Origin of the sequence: Kitasatospora sp. NPDC093679 (assembly GCF_040683455.1) — a bacterium.
In the GTDB taxonomy this organism is placed as follows: Bacteria; Actinomycetota; Actinomycetes; order Streptomycetales; family Streptomycetaceae; genus Kitasatospora; species Kitasatospora arboriphila.
In genome coordinates this window covers 71,078-87,854 of the sequence record NZ_JBFBDW010000025.1, presented here as the reverse complement: position 1 = coordinate 87,854, position 16,777 = coordinate 71,078, and the positions used below count along the sequence as shown (strand labels likewise).

General features: G+C 74.3%; 17 protein-coding genes. 13 read left to right on the top strand and 4 right to left on the bottom strand.

Going from position 1 to position 16,777, the window contains the following annotated elements:
* Window positions 1-341: 341 nt before the first annotated feature.
* Together mshA and AB0O09_RS21435 are read left to right on the top strand one after the other, a co-directional pair.
* Window positions 342-1,622 carry a D-inositol-3-phosphate glycosyltransferase gene (mshA, locus tag AB0O09_RS21440; protein WP_363543524.1) on the top strand — a complete coding sequence of 427 codons (1,281 nt, stop codon included), beginning with the start codon at window positions 342-344 and terminating at the stop codon, window positions 1,620-1,622.
* A 93-nt stretch (window positions 1,623-1,715) separates the two neighbouring features.
* The gene (locus tag AB0O09_RS21435; RefSeq protein WP_363543481.1) at window positions 1,716-2,267 is read left to right on the top strand and encodes a YbjN domain-containing protein; all 552 of its coding nucleotides are present in this window, start codon (window positions 1,716-1,718) and stop codon (window positions 2,265-2,267) included.
* Window positions 2,268-2,280: 13 nt separating this feature from the next.
* Here AB0O09_RS21435 and AB0O09_RS21430 read toward each other — a convergent pair whose 3' ends face one another.
* The gene (locus AB0O09_RS21430; RefSeq protein WP_363543480.1) at window positions 2,281-3,606 is read right to left on the bottom strand and encodes an MFS transporter; all 1,326 of its coding nucleotides are present in this window, start codon (window positions 3,604-3,606) and stop codon (window positions 2,281-2,283) included.
* Between the two features lie 149 nt (window positions 3,607-3,755).
* On the opposite strand from AB0O09_RS21430, the gene AB0O09_RS21425 reads away from it, so the two are divergent.
* The 4 genes from AB0O09_RS21425 (at window position 3,756) to AB0O09_RS21410 (ending at window position 7,116) form a co-directional block, all read left to right on the top strand.
* Entirely contained in the window at window positions 3,756-4,514 is a 759-nt protein-coding gene (locus tag AB0O09_RS21425; protein ID WP_344625240.1) for a phosphoglyceromutase, read from the top strand.
* Between the two features lie 153 nt (window positions 4,515-4,667).
* The gene (locus AB0O09_RS21420; protein ID WP_359978964.1) at window positions 4,668-5,069 is read left to right on the top strand and encodes a YciI family protein; all 402 of its coding nucleotides are present in this window, start codon (window positions 4,668-4,670) and stop codon (window positions 5,067-5,069) included.
* The gene (locus AB0O09_RS21415; RefSeq protein WP_363543479.1) at window positions 5,066-6,325 is read left to right on the top strand and encodes a DUF6596 domain-containing protein; all 1,260 of its coding nucleotides are present in this window, start codon (window positions 5,066-5,068) and stop codon (window positions 6,323-6,325) included. The genes AB0O09_RS21420 and AB0O09_RS21415 overlap by 4 nt, the downstream gene beginning before the upstream one ends.
* Before the next feature lie 203 nt (window positions 6,326-6,528).
* Window positions 6,529-7,116, top strand: a complete 588-nt coding sequence (locus AB0O09_RS21410; protein WP_363543477.1) for a lytic polysaccharide monooxygenase — start codon at window positions 6,529-6,531, stop codon at window positions 7,114-7,116.
* A 102-nt stretch (window positions 7,117-7,218) separates the two neighbouring features.
* On the opposite strand, the gene AB0O09_RS21405 is transcribed toward AB0O09_RS21410, so the two are convergent.
* Window positions 7,219-7,398 (bottom strand): hypothetical protein, encoded by a 180-nt coding sequence (locus AB0O09_RS21405; protein WP_344625244.1) that lies wholly within the window; start codon window positions 7,396-7,398, stop codon window positions 7,219-7,221.
* A 213-nt stretch (window positions 7,399-7,611) separates the two neighbouring features.
* Window positions 7,612-8,292 carry a phosphate signaling complex protein PhoU gene (gene phoU, locus AB0O09_RS21400; RefSeq protein WP_363543476.1) on the bottom strand — a complete coding sequence of 227 codons (681 nt, stop codon included), beginning with the start codon at window positions 8,290-8,292 and terminating at the stop codon, window positions 7,612-7,614.
* Window positions 8,293-8,591: 299 nt separating this feature from the next.
* Here phoU and AB0O09_RS21395 point away from each other — a divergent pair, with 299 nt between their 5' ends.
* Entirely contained in the window at window positions 8,592-9,893 is a 1,302-nt protein-coding gene (locus tag AB0O09_RS21395) for an ATP-binding protein (RefSeq protein ID WP_363543474.1), read from the top strand.
* Window positions 9,890-10,585, top strand: a complete 696-nt coding sequence (locus AB0O09_RS21390) for a response regulator transcription factor (protein ID WP_030267755.1) — start codon at window positions 9,890-9,892, stop codon at window positions 10,583-10,585. Before AB0O09_RS21395 ends, AB0O09_RS21390 begins: the two co-directional genes overlap by 4 nt.
* A gap of 95 nt (window positions 10,586-10,680) precedes the next feature.
* On the opposite strand, the gene AB0O09_RS21385 is transcribed toward AB0O09_RS21390, so the two are convergent.
* Window positions 10,681-11,349 carry a DUF461 domain-containing protein gene (locus AB0O09_RS21385; protein ID WP_363543472.1) on the bottom strand — a complete coding sequence of 223 codons (669 nt, stop codon included), beginning with the start codon at window positions 11,347-11,349 and terminating at the stop codon, window positions 10,681-10,683.
* 459 nt (window positions 11,350-11,808) lie between these two features.
* Here AB0O09_RS21385 and AB0O09_RS21380 point away from each other — a divergent pair, with 459 nt between their 5' ends.
* The 5 genes from AB0O09_RS21380 (at window position 11,809) to rlmB (ending at window position 16,570) form a co-directional block, all read left to right on the top strand.
* Window positions 11,809-12,291: a CarD family transcriptional regulator gene (locus AB0O09_RS21380; RefSeq protein ID WP_014136563.1), complete on the top strand. Its 483-nt coding sequence runs from the start codon at window positions 11,809-11,811 to the stop codon at window positions 12,289-12,291.
* Window positions 12,292-12,598: 307 nt separating this feature from the next.
* Complete coding sequence (gene ispD, locus AB0O09_RS21375; protein ID WP_363543471.1) at window positions 12,599-13,384, top strand: 2-C-methyl-D-erythritol 4-phosphate cytidylyltransferase; 786 nt, start codon at window positions 12,599-12,601, stop codon at window positions 13,382-13,384.
* Window positions 13,374-13,892, top strand: coding sequence for a 2-C-methyl-D-erythritol 2,4-cyclodiphosphate synthase (ispF, locus tag AB0O09_RS21370; protein ID WP_363543470.1), 519 nt, complete (start codon window positions 13,374-13,376; stop codon window positions 13,890-13,892). The genes ispD and ispF overlap by 11 nt, the downstream gene beginning before the upstream one ends.
* A 158-nt stretch (window positions 13,893-14,050) precedes the next feature.
* Window positions 14,051-15,442: a cysteine--tRNA ligase gene (gene cysS, locus AB0O09_RS21365; protein ID WP_363543468.1), complete on the top strand. Its 1,392-nt coding sequence runs from the start codon at window positions 14,051-14,053 to the stop codon at window positions 15,440-15,442.
* A gap of 135 nt (window positions 15,443-15,577) precedes the next feature.
* A complete protein-coding gene (gene rlmB, locus AB0O09_RS21360) occupies window positions 15,578-16,570 on the top strand; it encodes a 23S rRNA (guanosine(2251)-2'-O)-methyltransferase RlmB (RefSeq protein WP_363543467.1) in 993 nt (330 codons plus the stop codon).
* Window positions 16,571-16,777 lie beyond the last annotated feature (207 nt).

Below are 16,777 nucleotides of genomic sequence, written 5' to 3'. Positions count from 1 at the left end.
CCGGCCGTGGCGGGCCCGCAGGCGGTCTCACCGGTCATCCGGGAATACCCGCCGCAGCTCCCCTGGTTGGCACACTGGACGTCCGTCCGCCCGGAACGACCGGTTCCGGGCGGCTGCGCGTCGGACGCGGACCGCCGCGGCCGGGCCCACCGCCCGCCGGGGCCCGCGCCCCTGCCCGCACGACCGGATGCACCATCGACCGGGGAGCACGAGGAGGCTTCAGCCAGGTGACGCAGCACCCCGTACGCGCGGCCCGCCGCGAGCGGCTCGCGCAGCCGGGCACGGGCCCGGCGCAGACCGCCGGCACCGCCCCGTCGGCCCGTCGCGGCCGCCTCCAGGCGCTGATCGGCGGGCGGCCGCGGCGTCCGCGGCGGATCGCCATGCTGAGCGTCCACACCTCGCCGCTGCACCAGCCGGGCACCGGCGACGCCGGCGGCATGAACGTCTACATCGTGGAGCTCGCCAAGCGCCTCGCCGAGCTGGACATCGAGGTCGAGGTGTTCACCCGGGCGATCGCCTCCGACGACGCCCCGACCGTGCAGCTCGCCCCCGGCGTGCTCGTCCGCCACGTCACCGCCGGGCCGTACGAGGGCTTGGTCAAGGAGGACCTGCCGGCCCAGCTCTGCGCCTTCACCCACGGGGTGCTGCGCACCGAGGCCGGCCACCGCCCCGGCCACTACGACCTGGTGCACTCGCACTACTGGCTGTCCGGGCAGGTCGGCTGGCTGGCCGCGGAGCGCTGGGGCGTCCCGCTGGTGCACACCATGCACACCATGGCGAAGGTCAAGAACGCCTCGCTGGCCGAGGGCGACACCCCCGAGCCGGTCGCCCGGGTGATCGGCGAGACGCAGGTCGTGGAGGCCGCGGACCGGCTGATCGCCAACACCGCCGAGGAGGCGGCCGAGCTCTCGCACCACTACGACGCCCGCGGCGACCAGCTCGCGGTCGTCCACCCCGGCGTCAACCTGGACGTCTTCCGTCCCGGCAGCCGGTCGGCCGCCCGGGCCGCCCTCGGGCTGCCGCAGGACGCCGCGGTGCTGCTGTTCGCCGGCCGGATACAGCCGCTCAAGGCGCCCGACGTGCTGCTCCGCGCGGTCGCCGTGCTGCTGGCCCGGCGGCCCGAGCTGCGCGAGCGGCTGGTCGTCCCGGTGGTCGGCGGGCCGTCCGGCACCGGCCTCGCGAAGCCGGAGAGCCTGCACAAGCTGGCCGCCCAGCTGGGCATCTCGGACGTCGTCCGCTTCCACCCGCCGGTGGGCCAGGCACGGCTCGCCGAGTGGTACCGCGCCGCGACCGCGCTGGTGATGCCCTCCTACAGCGAGTCCTTCGGCCTGGTCGCCCTGGAGGCGCAGGCCTGCGGCACCCCGGTGGTGGCGGCCGCGGTCGGCGGCCTGCCCGTCGCCGTCCGGGACGGCGTCACCGGCAGCCTGGTGCACGGCCACGACCCCGCCCGGTGGGCGGCGGCGCTGGAGCCGTACGCCACCGCCCCCGAGCTGGTGCGCGAGCGCGGCGCGGCGGCGGCCCGGCACGCGGCGGGGTTCGGCTGGGACACCGCGGCCGCCGCCACCGCGGAGGTCTACGCCCAGGCGATGGCCCGCCCGGCCGGCGGGCTCCGGCTCGCCTGAGGCACCGCACGGGGCGCCCGTCGCCCCGTGCCCGCCGGGTTTCCCCGCGCCCCTGCTGGGTGCCGGGCCGTACCGCCGAGTAGCGTCGGCGTCATGGCATTCCGTACCAAGGACGAGGCGCTGACCCTGCTGCGCACCGCGCTCGACGAGGCCGGGGTGGGGTGGGAGCCGGCCGTGACCGACCCGTACACGCTGGTCGCGACGCTGCCCGGCACCCGCAAGCTGTCCACCACCTGCGCGCTGCGGGTGGGCGACCACACCCTGTCGGTCAACGCGTTCGTGATCCGCCGGCCGGACGAGAACCACGAGGCCGTCTACCGCTGGCTGCTGGAGCGCAACACCAGGCTGTACGGCGTCGCGTACGCCGTCGACCGGCTCGGCGACGTCTACCTCGCCGGGCGGCTGCCGCTGGAGGCGCTCACCCCGGACGCCGTCGACCGGCTGCTCGGCACCGTCCTGGACAACGCCGACGAGCCCTTCAACACCCTGCTGGAGCTGGGCTTCGCCACCGCGATCCGCCGCGAGTGGGAGTGGCGCACCAAGCGCGGCGAGTCCACCCGGAACCTCTCGGCCTTCGCCCACCTGGCCGGCCCGGGCGCCGACGGGCCCGCGGCGGACGCCCCCGGGCCGGTCGCGGCCGACTGAGCGGGACGGGCGGTCAGGCGCCCGCGGTGCTCGCGGCCGGCTCGGCGGCGACGGTGTCGGCCGCCCGGTCGGCCGCGACCGGGGCCCCGGCCGGAGCCGCGGCCGGTGCGGGCCGCCGGCCGAGCAGCAGGAAGGCCCCCGCCGCGACCGTGCCGAAGACGGCGCAGGCACCCCAGACCGCCCGGCCGCCGGCGTGCTCCAGCAGGTAGCCGCCGGCCGCCGGGCCGACGAACGAGGCCAGCGACCAGGAGAGCGAGTAGACGCCCTGGTAGCGGCCGCGGGCCCGGGCCGGGGACAGCTCGGCGACCAGGCCCATCATGGTCGGCGCGGCCATGATCTCGCCGATCGTCCAGACCGCCACGGTGGCGGCGTAGAACCCGGCCGAGCCGCCGGCCAGCGCGGTCAGGCCGAAGCCCCAGCCGGTCAGCAGGGAGCTGGCGACCAGCAGGCCCGTCCGGCTGCGGCCCTCCATCGCCCGGGTGAGCGGCAGCTGCAGCAGCACGATCAGCACGCCGTTGAGGCCGATGACCAGGCCGTACCGGGCCGCCGAGATGCCGGCCAGGCCCATGTCGACGGCCAGCGTGGTGCTGCCCTGCTGGGCGACCACGGCCAGCAGCAGGTTCACCGCCACCAGCGCCATGAACCGGCCGTCCCGGAAGACCGTGCCCAGGCCCGCCGGGGGCTCCGCCGCAACGGCGCCGGCCGCGGCCGCGCCCGCCGGTCGCTGCTCGGGACGGGACTCCGGCCGGGACTCGGGGACGCGGACGAAGACCACCACCGCGCAGGCGAGCGTGGAGGCCGCGTCGATCAGGAACAGCGCGAGGTAGCCGTGCGCGGCGATCAGACCGGCCACCGCCGCGGAGACGCCGAAGCCGATGTTGATCGCCCAGTAGTTCAGCGAGTACGCCCGCACGCGGTGCTCGGCGGGGACGAGGTCGGCGATGATCGCCGAGATCGCCGGCCGGGAGGCGTTGCTCGCCAGGCCGACCAGGAAGGCCGTCACGGCGATCGTCACCCGGTCCTGGCAGAAGCCCAGGGCGGCGGTCGACACCGCTGTGCCGAGCTGCGCGGCCAGCAGGGTCGGCCGCCGGCCCCAGCGGTCGGCCAGCACCCCGCCGCCGACGGCGGCGATCGCCGAGCCCAGGCCGAAGAGCGAGGCCACCAGGCCCGCGTAGGCGGGGGAGAAGCCGCGGTCGCCGGTGAGGTAGAGGGCCAGGAAGGTCACCACGAAGCCGCCGAGGCGGTTCACCAGGGTCGACGTCCAGAGCCACCAGAACTGGCGGGGCAGCCCGCCCACCGCCTGGGAGACGGTGCTGCGCAGGCGGACGGCGGCGGACATCGGCGGCTCCCGGGGCATGACCGACCGGCGCGCCCGGGAAGCGGGGTGGACCGCCCGGACGCTCGGTAAGTGGCACAAGTGGTAGCCGCACATTACCCGGGATGAGACGGTCCGACCAGCGGATAACCGGCTCCTCTAAACTGGCGCCCATGGCTGACACGACCTACCGACTCATCCTGCTCCGCCACGGCGAGAGCCAGTGGAACCAGAAGAACCTCTTCACCGGATGGGTCGACGTCGACCTCAACGAGAAGGGCGAGAAGGAGGCCGCCCGCGGCGGCGAGCTCCTCCTCTCCGAGGGGATCCTCCCCGACGTGGTGCACACCTCCCTCCTGCGCCGCGCCATCCGCACCTCCCAGATCGCGCTCGACAAGGCCGACCGCCACTGGATCCCGGTCCACCGCAGCTGGCGCCTCAACGAGCGTCACTACGGCGCCCTGCAGGGCAAGGACAAGGCCCAGACCCTCGCCGAGTTCGGCGAGGACCAGTTCCAGCTGTGGCGCCGCTCCTACGACACCCCGCCGCCCGTGCTCGCCGACGACGCCGAGTACTCGCAGGCCGGAGACGCCCGCTACGCCGAGATCCCGAGCGAGATGCGTCCGCGCACCGAGTGCCTCAAGGACGTCGTCGAGCGCATGCTCCCCTACTGGTACGACGCGATCGTCCCGGACCTCGCCGCCGGCAACACCGTCCTGGTGACCGCCCACGGCAACAGCCTGCGCGCCCTGGTCAAGCACCTGGACGGCATCTCCGACGCCGACATCGCCGGCCTGAACATCCCCACCGGCATCCCGCTCGTCTACGAGCTCGACGCCGACTTCAAGCCGGTCACCCCCGGTGGCCGCTACCTCGACCCGGAGGCCGCGGCCGCCGCCATCGAGGCTGTGAAGAACCAGGGCAAGAAGTAACGGCCCGACGCCATCGGCCCCCCGTCCGGCGCTTCCCGCGCCGGGCGGGGGGCCGATCCGCATCCTCGGCCGGGTCGGTGTAGAGAACCGGGTGACGGCTCCGTCCACGGAGCGGGTGCGCCACCGCGGCGCGCCGAAGAGCGAGGAGTCCACGTGCCGAAGTACCTGCTGATGGTCAACCACGACGGCGGAGCGTTCGAGGAGCCCATGGACCGGTGGGCCCCGGGCGACGTCGCGGCGCACTTCGACTACTACGCGGCGCTGACCGAGGAACTGGTCGCGAGCGGGGAGATGGTGCAGTTCACGCCGCTCGCCGACCCGCGGCTGGCCAGGATCGTGCGCTCGGACGGGGTCTCGGCCCCGGTGGTGACCGACGGCCCCTTCCCGGAGTCCAAGGAGGTGCTGGCCGGGTTCAACCTCGTCGAGGTGGAGTCCGAGGCCCGTGCCCTGGAGATCGCCGCCAGGATCTCGGCGGTGCCCGGCCCCGGCGGGGTGCCCACGCAGCAACCGGTCGAGGTGCGCCAGGTGATGACCGACGCGGCGTTCGACCTGTGACCGACCGGCCCGTCGCCGAGGACCTGCTGCGCTCGCTGGCGCCGCAGGTCCTCGGCGTGCTGACCCGGCGGTGGGGCGACTTCTGCGCCTGCGAGGACGCCGTCCAGGAGGCCCTGATCGCCGCCGCCCGGCACTGGCCCGCGGACGGCGTCCCGGACAATCCGCGCGGCTGGCTGCTGCGGACCGCCGAGCGCCGCCGCACCGACCTGATGCGCAGCGAGGCGGCCCGGCGGCGGCGCGAGGAGCGCGTGGCGCGGGAGCCGGCCGCGGCGCAGGCACCGGCGGCCGACGACTCCCTGGCCCTGCTGTTCATGTGCTGCCACCCGGCGCTCACGCCCGCCTCGGCGATCGCCCTGACGCTGCGGGCGGTCGGCGGCCTGACGACCGCCCAGATCGCGGCCGCCCACCTCGTCCCCGAAGCGACGATGGCGCAGCGCATCAGCCGGGCCAAGCAGCGACTCAAGGGGTCCTCGACGGTGTTCGACGTGCCGGAGCCGGACGCGCCGGACCGGCCGGAGCGGCTCCGACGGGTGCTCCACGTGCTGTACCTGATGTTCAACGAGGGCTACACCGCCTCCGGCGGGCCCGTCCTGCACCGGGCCGACCTGTCCGGCGAGGCCGTCCGGCTGGCCCGGGAGCTGCACCGGAGCCTGCCGGCCGACGGCGAGACGACCGGGCTGCTGGCCCTGATGCTGCTCACCGAGGCCCGCCGGCCGGCCCGCACCGGCCCGCAGGGCGAGCTCGTCCCGCTGGACCGGCAGGACCGCACCCGCTGGGACCGCGACCTGATCGCCGAAGGCACCGCGCTGCTCAGGGGCTCCTTCGCCCACCGGGGGCGGCCGGGCGAGTACCGGCTGCTGGCCGCCGTCGCGGCCGTCCACGACGCGGCCGCCCGCGCCGAGGACACCGACTGGCCGCAGATCCTCGGTCTGTACGGACTGCTGGAGCAGGTGGCCGGCAGCCCGCTGGTCACGCTCAACCGGGCGGTCGCCCTCGCCATGGTCAACGGTCCGGCCGCCGCCCTGGAGCTGATCGACGGACTCGACGCGGAGGGCGGGCCGCTCGCCGGCCACCACCGGGTGCACGCCGTGCGGGCCCACCTGTTGGAGACGGCGGGCGACACGGCGGGCGCGCTGGACTCGTACCGCACGGCGGCGGCCCGGACGACCAGCACGCCGGAGCGGCGCTACCTCACCGCCCGGGCCGCGCAGCTGCACGGGCGGGCCGCGAAGGGGCCGCCCGGCCGCGAGGGGTGAACCCACCGCCGGCGGGAATCCACCGACGCTCCGTCAGTCCGCCCGTGCCGCAGACTGGTTCAGACCATTGACGGGGCGGGCGGCCGCTCCTAGCGTGGTGGTCCACGCCTGGCGCGGGCACGCCAAACCCATGCTGCGCGCTGCCCGCCGGGGCTTCCCTGCACGCACACGCACACTCCATCCACCCCCACGGAGGGAGCACCATGCGCAAGCGTCACGTCCTGGCGGCCGCGGCGGCCGCCGCGGCCGTCCCCCTGGCCACCGCGATCCCCGCGTACTCGCACGCCTGGATCACCACCCCGCCGAGCCGGGCCGCCCTGTGCGCCGCCGGCACCGTGAAGAACTGCGGCGACATCCAGTGGGAGCCGCAGAGCGTCGAAGGGCCGAAGGGATTCCCGGCCCAGGGCCCGGCCGACGGCACCCTCTGCGCGGGCGGCAACAGCCGCTTCGCCCAACTCGACGACCCGCGCGGCGGGGCCTGGCCGGCCACCCGGGTGAGCGCCGGGCAGCGGCTGACCTTCACCTGGAAGTTCACCGCCCGGCACGCCACCACGCAGTTCCGCTACTACCTCACCAAGCCGGGCTACAACGCGGGCAGCAAGGTGACCCGGGCCAACCTGGACAGCACGCCCTTCCTCACCGTCCCCTACAACGGCGCGCAGCCGCCCGCCACGCTGAGCCACACCGCGACCCTGCCCTCCGGCCGCACCGGCCACCAGGTGGTCCTGGCGATCTGGGACGTCGCGGACACCGGCAACGCCTTCTACCAGTGCATGGACGTCACCTTCTAGGCGTCCGGCCCGATCCGAGCCGGCAGGGCGACGCCCCGAGCCGACACGGCGACGCCCCGGCCGGACGGCGCAGCAGCCGCCGTCCGGCCGGGACGTCCGGCGTCAGTGGCCGCCGCAGCAGCCGCCGTCCGCGCCGCCGCACTGGCAGGGGGCACCGGACTGGCAGCCGCAGCCGCACCCCGGACCGCAGCCACAGCCCGCGGCGACGACCGGCAGCAGCTTCACGGAGGGCGGCGCGGCGGGTCCCGCCGCGGCCGTGGTCGGGTTCTGGTCAGCCTTCATCGCGGTCGGGTCCTCCTCATCGACGGCTGTCGACGGCAGTCGACGGCACACCACAGCACGCCGCAGCACCCGCCGGCATGCCCAGAACGAGTGAAAACCGGTCCCGGACGGGGCGTCAACGGGCGCGCGGAGGTAGGGCGCCCGCGCACGCGTGCGCCCCCGGCCGACGCGCCCCTGCTTCCGGGCCCGCCGTGCCCCGTCCGCGTCCGCGGATCACTCGGCCTGCAGGGCCGCCGCCTCCGCCGCGAACTCGTCCGCGTGCTCGCCGGTCACCAGGAAGACCACGCGCTTGGCCACCGACACCGCGTGGTCCGCGAACCGCTCGTAGTAGCGGCCCACCAGGGTCACGTCGACCGCGGTCTCGATGCCGTGCTGCCAGCGGTCGTCCAGCAGGTGCGAGAACAGCTCGCGGTGCAGGGCGTCGATCGCGTCGTCGTCCCGCTCCAGCTCCAGGGCGGCGTTGGCGTCCTTGGTGGAGATCACCAGGCCGGCCTTGGCGACCAGGCGCTGGGCGAGCTGCCCCATCTCCAGCACGATCGGGTGCAGGTCGTTCGGCACGGCCGACGCGGGGTAGCGCAGCCGGGCCACCTTGGCCACGTGTCGGGCCAGGTCGCCGCAGCGCTCCAGGTCGGCGCTCATGCGCAGGCTGGTGACCACGATGCGCAGGTCGGTCGCGACGGGCTGCTGCCGGGCCAGCAGGTCGATGGCCCGGTTCTCCAGGTCGTGGTGGAGGTCGTTGACCTTCTCGTCGGCGGCGATCACGCTCTCCGCCAGGGCCAGGTCCGCGTCGAGCAGCGCGGTGGTGGCCCGGCCCATGGCCGAGCCGACCAGCCGGGCGAGCTCGACCAGGCCGTCGCTGATCGAGTCGAGTTCCTCGTGGTACTGGTCGCGCATGCTCTCTCCTCCTGGCCGCCCGTCCCCCCCGCAAGAAGGGTCGGCCGGTCCGTCAGTAGCTCTGTCGGTGGCGGTGCCGACCGGTCCGTCCGGAAGGGACGGCCGCTGCTGGTGGCGCGAATGGTAGCCGCGTCACCGCCCGCACGGGCTTGCTTGACCACACTGAGCCGCCCGGGCGACCGCGCACGACCCCCGCAGTGAACCGGCGAAGGACTGAAGGTGAATTCTCGGCAACGTGCGGCCGAGCCCTTGATCGCACCCTTGGGGAGCGTGCCCGACGTGCGCTTAGGCTGAGTGGCATGGACGTGAATGTGGCCACCGCCGCTGCCTGCGCCATAGCCGGGCTCGGCGTCGGTCTCACGGCCGCCATCGCCTTCCGCTGGAGCGAGCGCGAGCAGGCCCGCGGCACCACCCCCCGGGGCGGCGCCGCCGGCAGGACCGGAGGCAGCGGGCTCCTGGCGTACGAACCCCCGCTGCCGGCCGGCGTGGACACCGTGCTCTCCGTGCTGCGCTCCTGCGCGATCGTGCTCGGCGAGGGCGACGAGGTGGTCAAGGCCAGCTCCGCCGCCTACGCGATGGGCCTGGTCCGCGGCGGTGCGGTGGCCGTGGAGCAGATGCTCTCGCTGGCCCGGGCGACCCGCCGCGACGGCGAGATCCGCCAGGTCGAACTGGAGGTGCCCCGCCCCGGCGGAGCCCGCGCGGCCGATCCGCTGGCCGTCTCCGTCCGGGTCGCCCCGCTGGGCTCCCGGCTGGTCCTCGTCCTGGTCGAGGACCTGACCGAGCGGCGCCGGATCGAGGCGATCCGCCGCGACTTCGTGGCCAACGTCTCGCACGAGCTCAAGACCCCGGTCGGTGCGCTCTCGCTGCTCTCCGAGGCCGTCGCGGACGCCTCCGACGACCCGGAGGCCGTCCAGCGCTTCGCCGGCCGGATGCAGATCGAGGCGACCCGGCTGGCCAGCCTCGTCCAGGAGATCATCGACCTGTCCCGGGTCCAGGACGACCAGCTGCTGGTCGACCCCGAGCCCGTCCCGGTCGACGAGCTGATCGCCGAGGCGATCGACCGCTGCCGCCAGCCCGCCGCCGCCAAGCAGATCCTGATCGCCGCGGGCGGCACCGGCGGCCTCTACCTGCACGGCAACCGCGGCCAGCTCGCGGCCGCGCTCGGCAACCTCGTCGAGAACGCCGTCAACTACAGCCCGCCGCGGACCCGGGTGGCCATCGCCACCCGCCGCATCTCCAGCGCCGCCGCCCTCGGTGAGGCCGACGGCGAGCTGATCGAGATCTCGGTGACCGACCAGGGCATCGGCATCTCTGAGAAGGACCGCGAGCGGATCTTCGAACGCTTCTACCGGGTGGACCCGGCCCGATCGAGGGCCACCGGCGGAACCGGCCTCGGCCTCTCCATCGTCAAGCACGTCGCGGCCTCCCACCGCGGCACCGTGGCGGTGTGGAGCGTCGAGGGCCAGGGATCCACTTTCACCCTGCGGCTCCCGGCCGGGCAGGTGCCCGCCGGCGGCCGCGCGACCGTCCCGCCGACCGAGGCGGACGAGACCGACACCACAGCACCAACCCCCCTTCCTGCCCCGGAGGCCCGATCGTGACCCGAGTACTGGTGGTCGAGGACGAGGAGTCGTTCAGCGACGCCCTCTCGTACATGCTCCGCAAGGAGGGATTCGAGGTGGCCGTGGCAGCCACCGGCCCCGACGCCCTGGAGCAGTTCGAGCGCAACGGCGCCGACCTGGTCCTGCTCGACCTGATGCTGCCGGGCCTGCCGGGCACCGAGGTCTGCCGCCAGCTGCGCGTCCGCTCCAACGTGCCGGTGATCATGGTCACCGCCAAGGACAGCGAGATCGACAAGGTCGTCGGTCTGGAGATAGGTGCGGACGACTACGTCACCAAGCCCTACTCCACCCGTGAGCTGGTCGCCCGCATCCGCGCGGTGCTCCGTCGCCGCGGCGAGGACGGCAACGGCAACGGCGACGGCAGCGGCCCGGGCGCGCTGGAGGCCGGCCCCGTCCGGATGGACGTCGACCGGCACGTGGTGACGGTGGACGGCGCCAAGGTCGACCTGCCGCTCAAGGAGTTCGACCTGCTGGAGATGCTGCTCCGCAACGCCGGCCGGGTGCTCACCCGCATGCAGCTGATCGACCGGGTCTGGGGCGCGGACTACGTCGGCGACACCAAGACCCTGGACGTCCACGTCAAGCGGCTGCGCGCCAAGATCGAGCCGGACCCGGGCGCGCCGCGCTACCTGGTCACCGTCCGCGGCCTGGGCTACAAGTTCGAGCCGTAGGCCGGCCCGGGCCGGCCGACCGGCCCCGTGACGCCGACGGCCGAGGGCCCCGCTCCGTGCGGGGCCCTCGGCCGTGGTGGCTGGTGCGCCGGGGCTCAGTGCGCCGAGGCGCTCGCCGTCGCGGTGGCCGAGCCGGTCGCCGTGGCCGAGCCGGTGGCGGAGGGCGAGCCCGATGCGGTGGCGGAGGGCGAGCCGGTGGCGGTGGCCGAGGCGCTCGCGGAGGCCGACGGCTTGGCGCTCGCCTCGGGCGCCTTCGGGCCGAACGAGGCGTACAGGCCCTCGGCCGGCACGACGCCGACCGGCAGGCCGACCTTGCCCGCGGTCTTGAAGGTGAAGTCGGTGTCGGCGTAGCCGCCGAGCGGGAGCTTCGCCGAGGACAGGTGGACGGCGGGCTGGCCCTCGCCGCCGATCAGCACGGAGCCGCCGGCCGGGATGGTGATCTCGGACACCTCGGCGCCCTTGGCGTCGGTGAAGGTGGCGTTGCCGGCGCCCTCGACCGACACGGACTGCAGGACCTCGGGGGCCGAGCCGGTGTTGGCGATGTTGACCGTCAGGTTGACCGGGCCGGCCTCGTCCGAGGAGGCACCCTTGGCGGTCACCAGCAGCACGTTGTTGAGGCGCAGGTTCTGGCCGACCGAGGTCGCCGCGTTGTCCGGCTTGATCTGCAGGGTCTCCGCCTGGTTGCCGGCCGCGCAGGCGGACAGCGGCAGAACAGCGGCGAGGACGATGGCGGCGACCGCGCCGCGTCGAAGGCTCCGGCTCACGGCGGCGACTTCTCCTTGGGTGTGGATCACGGATGTGGATCACGTGGGGTGGTCAGCGATCAGACTACCGACCGCTTACGCCCGCCTCCCACGGGGTGGCCCCGTGTCGCGGTCCTCCGTCCGTACGCACCCGCAGCACGCCGCCGCGGCGATCCCGGACGTCCACGAACCGGCGCAGGTCGCACGGGTCCTATCGGGAGGGCCGCCGGATAACGGTTCGGACACGGCGGCGGATCGGACGAAAACTCAAGATCCAATCATGGTTTCGGCGGTGTTGCCAGAGGTTTCGCCGAGCTGTCGAACCGCCTCCGACCTGCGGGAAGCCCTCCTCGAACACCGGTCGCAGCACGTCATGGGGGTGGTTGTCAAGCCCTGAGACCTGCCCTGACCTGCGAAAACGCCCTTCGGGTGCGCCGAGAAGCGTGTTATTCTGGAAAGCCACGGAAGGGGTCCTGTCACATGACGTTCAAGGTTGGCGACACGGTGGTCTACCCCCATCACGGGGCCGCGCTGATCGAGGCCATCGAAACTCGCCAGATCAAAGGTGTGGACAAGACCTACCTGGTGCTCAAGGTGCAGCAGGGAGACCTGACACTGCGTGTGCCCGCCGAGAACGCGGAGTTCGTCGGCGTGCGCGACGTGGTCGGTCAGGAAGGTCTCGACCGGGTCTTCGAGGTGCTGCGCGCGCCGTACACCGAGGAGCCCACCAACTGGTCGCGTCGCTACAAGGCGAATCTCGAGAAGCTCGCCTCGGGCGATGTCATCAAGGTCGCCGAGGTCGTCCGCGACCTGTGGCGCCGCGAGCGCGAGCGCGGCCTTTCGGCCGGTGAGAAGCGGATGCTCGCCAAGGCTCGCCAGATCCTGGTCAGCGAACTCGCGCTGGCCGAGAACACCAACGAGGACAAGGCGGAGACGCTGCTCGACGAGGTCCTCGCCTCCTAAGCGGCTTCGCAACGCCCAGCGCCCGATGCCGGTGCGCGATCCCGGTCACACCGCTGTCCGGGTCGGTCTCCGGCACCTCGGGCGCTTCGGCGTGCCCGCCCGCGGTGCAGCCGGACATCCGGGCCGCGGGTACCGGCCACGTGACGACGCGTTCGGCGGGCGCGCGCCCGTCGTGCGGACGCTCCGCGCGGGCCGACGCACCCCGGTCGCACGCCGGCCCTGCGCGCGGGGGTGTCGGACTCGTCGGAGCGGTTTGGCTAACGTGCAGTCGGAAGGGGTCCGTCGCGTACGCCGTGCGGCGCACGCCATGGCCATACCCACTTCGCCGAAGGAGCGAAACCTGAACGGGTCAGCAGCAGTTGCAGCGGCGGTGGTGCCCGCCGCCGGGCGCGGGGAGCGGTTGGGGCCCGGCGCCCCGAAGGCCCTCCGCGAACTCGGCGGGGTGCCCCTGCTGGTCCACGCCGTCCGGGCGCTGGCCCGCAGCCGGGCGATCGGCCTGGTCGTGGTCGCCGCCCCGCCGGACGGGGTCGCCGAGGTGGTCGCCCTGCTCGGCAGCCACGGCCTCGACGGCAAGGACGTCCGCGTGGTCGCCGGCGGCGCCACCCGGCAGGAGTCCGTCCGGCTCGGACTCGCGGCCATCCCCGAGGAGGCCGAGGCGGTGCTGGTGCACGACGCGGCCCGGCCGCTCGTCCCCGTCGAGGTGGTGGACGCCGTCGCCGCCGCCGTCCGCGCCGGGGCCGACGCCGTCGTCCCCGCCGTGCCGCTCGCCGACACCGTCAAGCGGGTCGAGCCGCAGGAGCCCGGCGTGCCCGAGCCGGTGCTGGAGACCCCGGACCGCTCCGCGCTGCGCGCCGTGCAGACCCCGCAGGGCTTCCGCCGCTCGGTGCTGCACGAGGTGCACGAGAAGGCGGTCGCTGAGGAGTCGGCCGGCGGCCTCCCGGCGGTCACCGACGACGCCGGACTGGTCGAGCGCTTCGGCGGCCGGGTCGTCGTGGTGCCCGGCCACGAGGAGGCGTTCAAGGTCACCCGTCCGCTGGACCTCGTGCTCGCCGAGGCCGTGCTCGCCCGCAGGAGGGCCTCCGATGGTTTCTGACCCCACCGGCTCCGCCGCCCCGGCCGCTCCCGTCATGCCGCTGGTCGGCATCGGCACCGACGTGCACGCCTTCGAGGCGGGCCGCCCGCTGCGGGTCGCCGGACTCGACTGGCCGGACGCCGGTGACGGCCTGGCCGGGCACTCCGACGCCGACGTAGCCGCGCACGCCGCCTGCGACGCGCTGTTCTCCGCCGCCGGCCTCGGCGACCTCGGCGCGCACTTCGGCACCGACCGCCCGGAGTGGTCCGGCGCAGCCGGCACCGCCCTGCTCGCGGAGGCCGCCCGGATCGTCCGTGCCGCCGGCTTCGAGATCGGCAACGTGGCGATCCAGGTGATCGGCGTCCGCCCGAAGATCGGCAAGCGCCGCGCCGAGGCGCAGGCCGCGCTCTCGGCCGCGGTCGGCGCCCCGGTCGCCGTCTCCGGCACCACCACCGACGGCCTCGGCCTGACCGGCCGCGCCGAGGGCCTGGCCGCGATCGCCACCGCCCTGGTGTACCGGACCTCCTGACGTCCCGCCGGTCCGCCCGGCCCGCCGCCCTGACGGCCCGTCCGCCGGGGCGGCCCGCCCGGGCACGGGCCGGCGGTCCCCGGAACCGCTGCGGCGGCGGGAGTCGCGCGCCCGTAAAGGTGGCGGGGCACCCCCGTGGGCCCACTACGCTTGACGCTGTGACCCTTCGCCTGTACGACACCAACACCCGCCAGGTACGCGACTTCGTCCCGCTTGTACCGGGCTGTGTCTCGATCTACCTGTGCGGTGCCACCGTGCAGGCCCCGCCCCACATCGGGCACATCCGGTCCGGCCTCAACTTCGACGTGATGCGCCGGTGGTTGGGCTACCGCGGCTACGACGTCACCTTCGTGCGCAACGTCACCGACATCGACGACAAGGTGATCGCCAAGAGCCGGGAGTTCGGCATCCCCTGGTGGCAGATCGCCTACGCCAACGAGCGGGCGTTCAACGACGGCTACGCCGCCCTCGGCTGCCTGCCGCCCACCGTCGAGCCGCGGGCCACCGGCCACGTGCCCGAGATGATCGAGATGATGCGCGGCCTGATCGAGCGCGGCCACGCCTACGCCTCCGAGGGCAACGTCTACTTCGACGTGAAGTCCTACCCGGACTACCTGGAGCTCTCCAACCAGCAGCTGGAGAACCTCCTGCAGCCGGAGAGCGAGGGCGAGACCGGCAAGCGGGACGCCCGCGACTTCGCCATGTGGAAGCGGGCCAAGGAGGGCGAGCCCAGCTGGGAGACCCCCTGGGGCCGCGGCCGCCCCGGCTGGCACCTGGAGTGCTCGGCCATGGCGCACAAGTACCTCGGCCGGGCCTTCGACATCCACGGCGGCGGGATCGACCTGATCTTCCCGCACCACGAGAACGAGATCGCGCAGTCCAAGGCCTACGGCGACGACTTCGCGGCGTTCTGGGTGCACAACGCCTGGGTCACCATGAGCGGCGAGAAGATGAGCAAGTCGCTCGGCAACTCGGTGCTGGTCTCCGACATGGTGCAGCGCTGGCGCCCGATCGTGCTCCGCTACTACCTGGCCTCCCCGCACTACCGCTCGATGATCGAGTACAGCGAGGAGTCGCTGCGCGAGGCCGAGACCGCCTTCGCCCGCATCGAGGGCTTCGTCGAGCGGGCCGTCGAGCGCTGCGGCGCGGTCGACCCGGCCCCCGAGGTCCCGCTCGCCTTCGCCGAGGCGATGGACGACGACCTCGGCGTCCCGCAGGCCCTCGCCGTGCTGCACACCGCCGTCCGCCAGGGCAACAGCGCGCTGACCGCGGACGACAAGGACAGCGCGGTGGCGCGGCTCGCCGAGGTCCGTGCGATGCTCGGAGTGCTGGGCCTCGACCCGCTCGACGACTTCTGGGCCGGCGGCAGCCGCGGCGACGACCTGCACGGCGTGGTCGACTCGCTCGTCCGGCTCGTCCTGGACCAGCGCCAGGCGGCCCGGGACCGCAAGGACTACGCCACCGCGGACGCCATCCGCGACCAGCTCGGACTGGCCGGGCTGGCGATCGAGGACACCCCGTCCGGCCCCCGCTGGACGGTCAACCAGTAGGTCCCGCCCACGGGCGGGACCGGCGAACCAGTAGCCCCGGCCACGGGGCGAGCGTGGGCCGCAGCCGGTGCTCCACCGGCTACGGCCCATCCTCATGACGAACCTCAAGACGTAGAAGAGACAGGAAGTACAGCCATGGCCGGCAACAGCCAGCGCAGGAACCGCCGCAACCCCGGGTCGAAGAAGGGCGCGAGTGTCGGTACCGGCGGCCACAGCCGGAAGGCACTGCAGGGCAAGGGCCCGACCCCGCCCGGGGAGGCCCGCAAGGGGCACCCCAAGCAGCGTGCGGCCAACGCCGCGCTCAAGCGCGAGCGGGACGCCAAGTCCCGGGCCGGCATGCGCCGGGCCGGCGGCGCCGGCCGGGGCGGGCGCGGCGGCGCCGGTGCGGCCGAGCTGGTGGTCGGCCGCAACTCCGTGGTCGAGGCCCTGCAGGGCGGCGTGCCGGCCAACGCGCTGTACGTGATGCAGTTCATCGACACCGACGACCGGGTCCGCGACGCGTACCAGGCCGCCAACGAGCGCGGCGTCCCGCTCATGGAGGCCCCGCGCGCCCAGCTCGACCAGATGACCGGCGGCCTCAACCACCAGGGCCTGGTGCTGCAGGTCCCGCCGTACGAGTACGCGCACCCGGACGACCTGGTGGCCGAGGCCGCCGATGCCGGCGAGGACGCGCTGATCATGGCGCTGGACGGGGTCACCGACTCCCGCAACCTCGGCGCCGTCGTGCGCTCCGCCGCCGCCTTCGGCGCGCACGGCGTGGTCATCCCCGAGCGCCGCGCCGCGGGCATGACCGCCGGTGCCTGGAAGACCTCCTCGGGTGCCGCCGCCCGGCTGCCCGTCGCCCGCGCCACCAACCTGACCCGCGCCCTGGAGGCCTACCAGAAGGCCGGTCTGATGGTGGTCGGCCTGGCCGCCGACGGCGAGGCCGAGATCGGCGACCTCGACGCGCTCACCGGCCCGGTGGTCATCGTGGCCGGCTCCGAGGGCAAGGGCCTCTCCCGGCTGGTCGCCGAGACCTGCGACATCCGGGTCCGCATCCCGATGCCCGGCCAGACGGAGTCGCTGAACGCCGGTGTCGCCGCCGGCATCGTGCTGTACGAGGCCGCCCGGCTGCGCGCCCGCCGCTGACCGGCGGCGGGCGCCGGGGGCGGTCCGCCTCCGCCCGGCAGCGCCGCAATGGCGCCGTTCCGTCCGGAACGGACAGCTTCGTGGGAGGAACCGATCGGGTCCGGCCGGGCCCGATCGGTTTTCCCATGATCACTTCAAATCCACGCCGGGAATCCACCCGGGAGAGTGTCCTCCGGGCCCGTCACCCGGTTAGTGGGGTGTGGACAC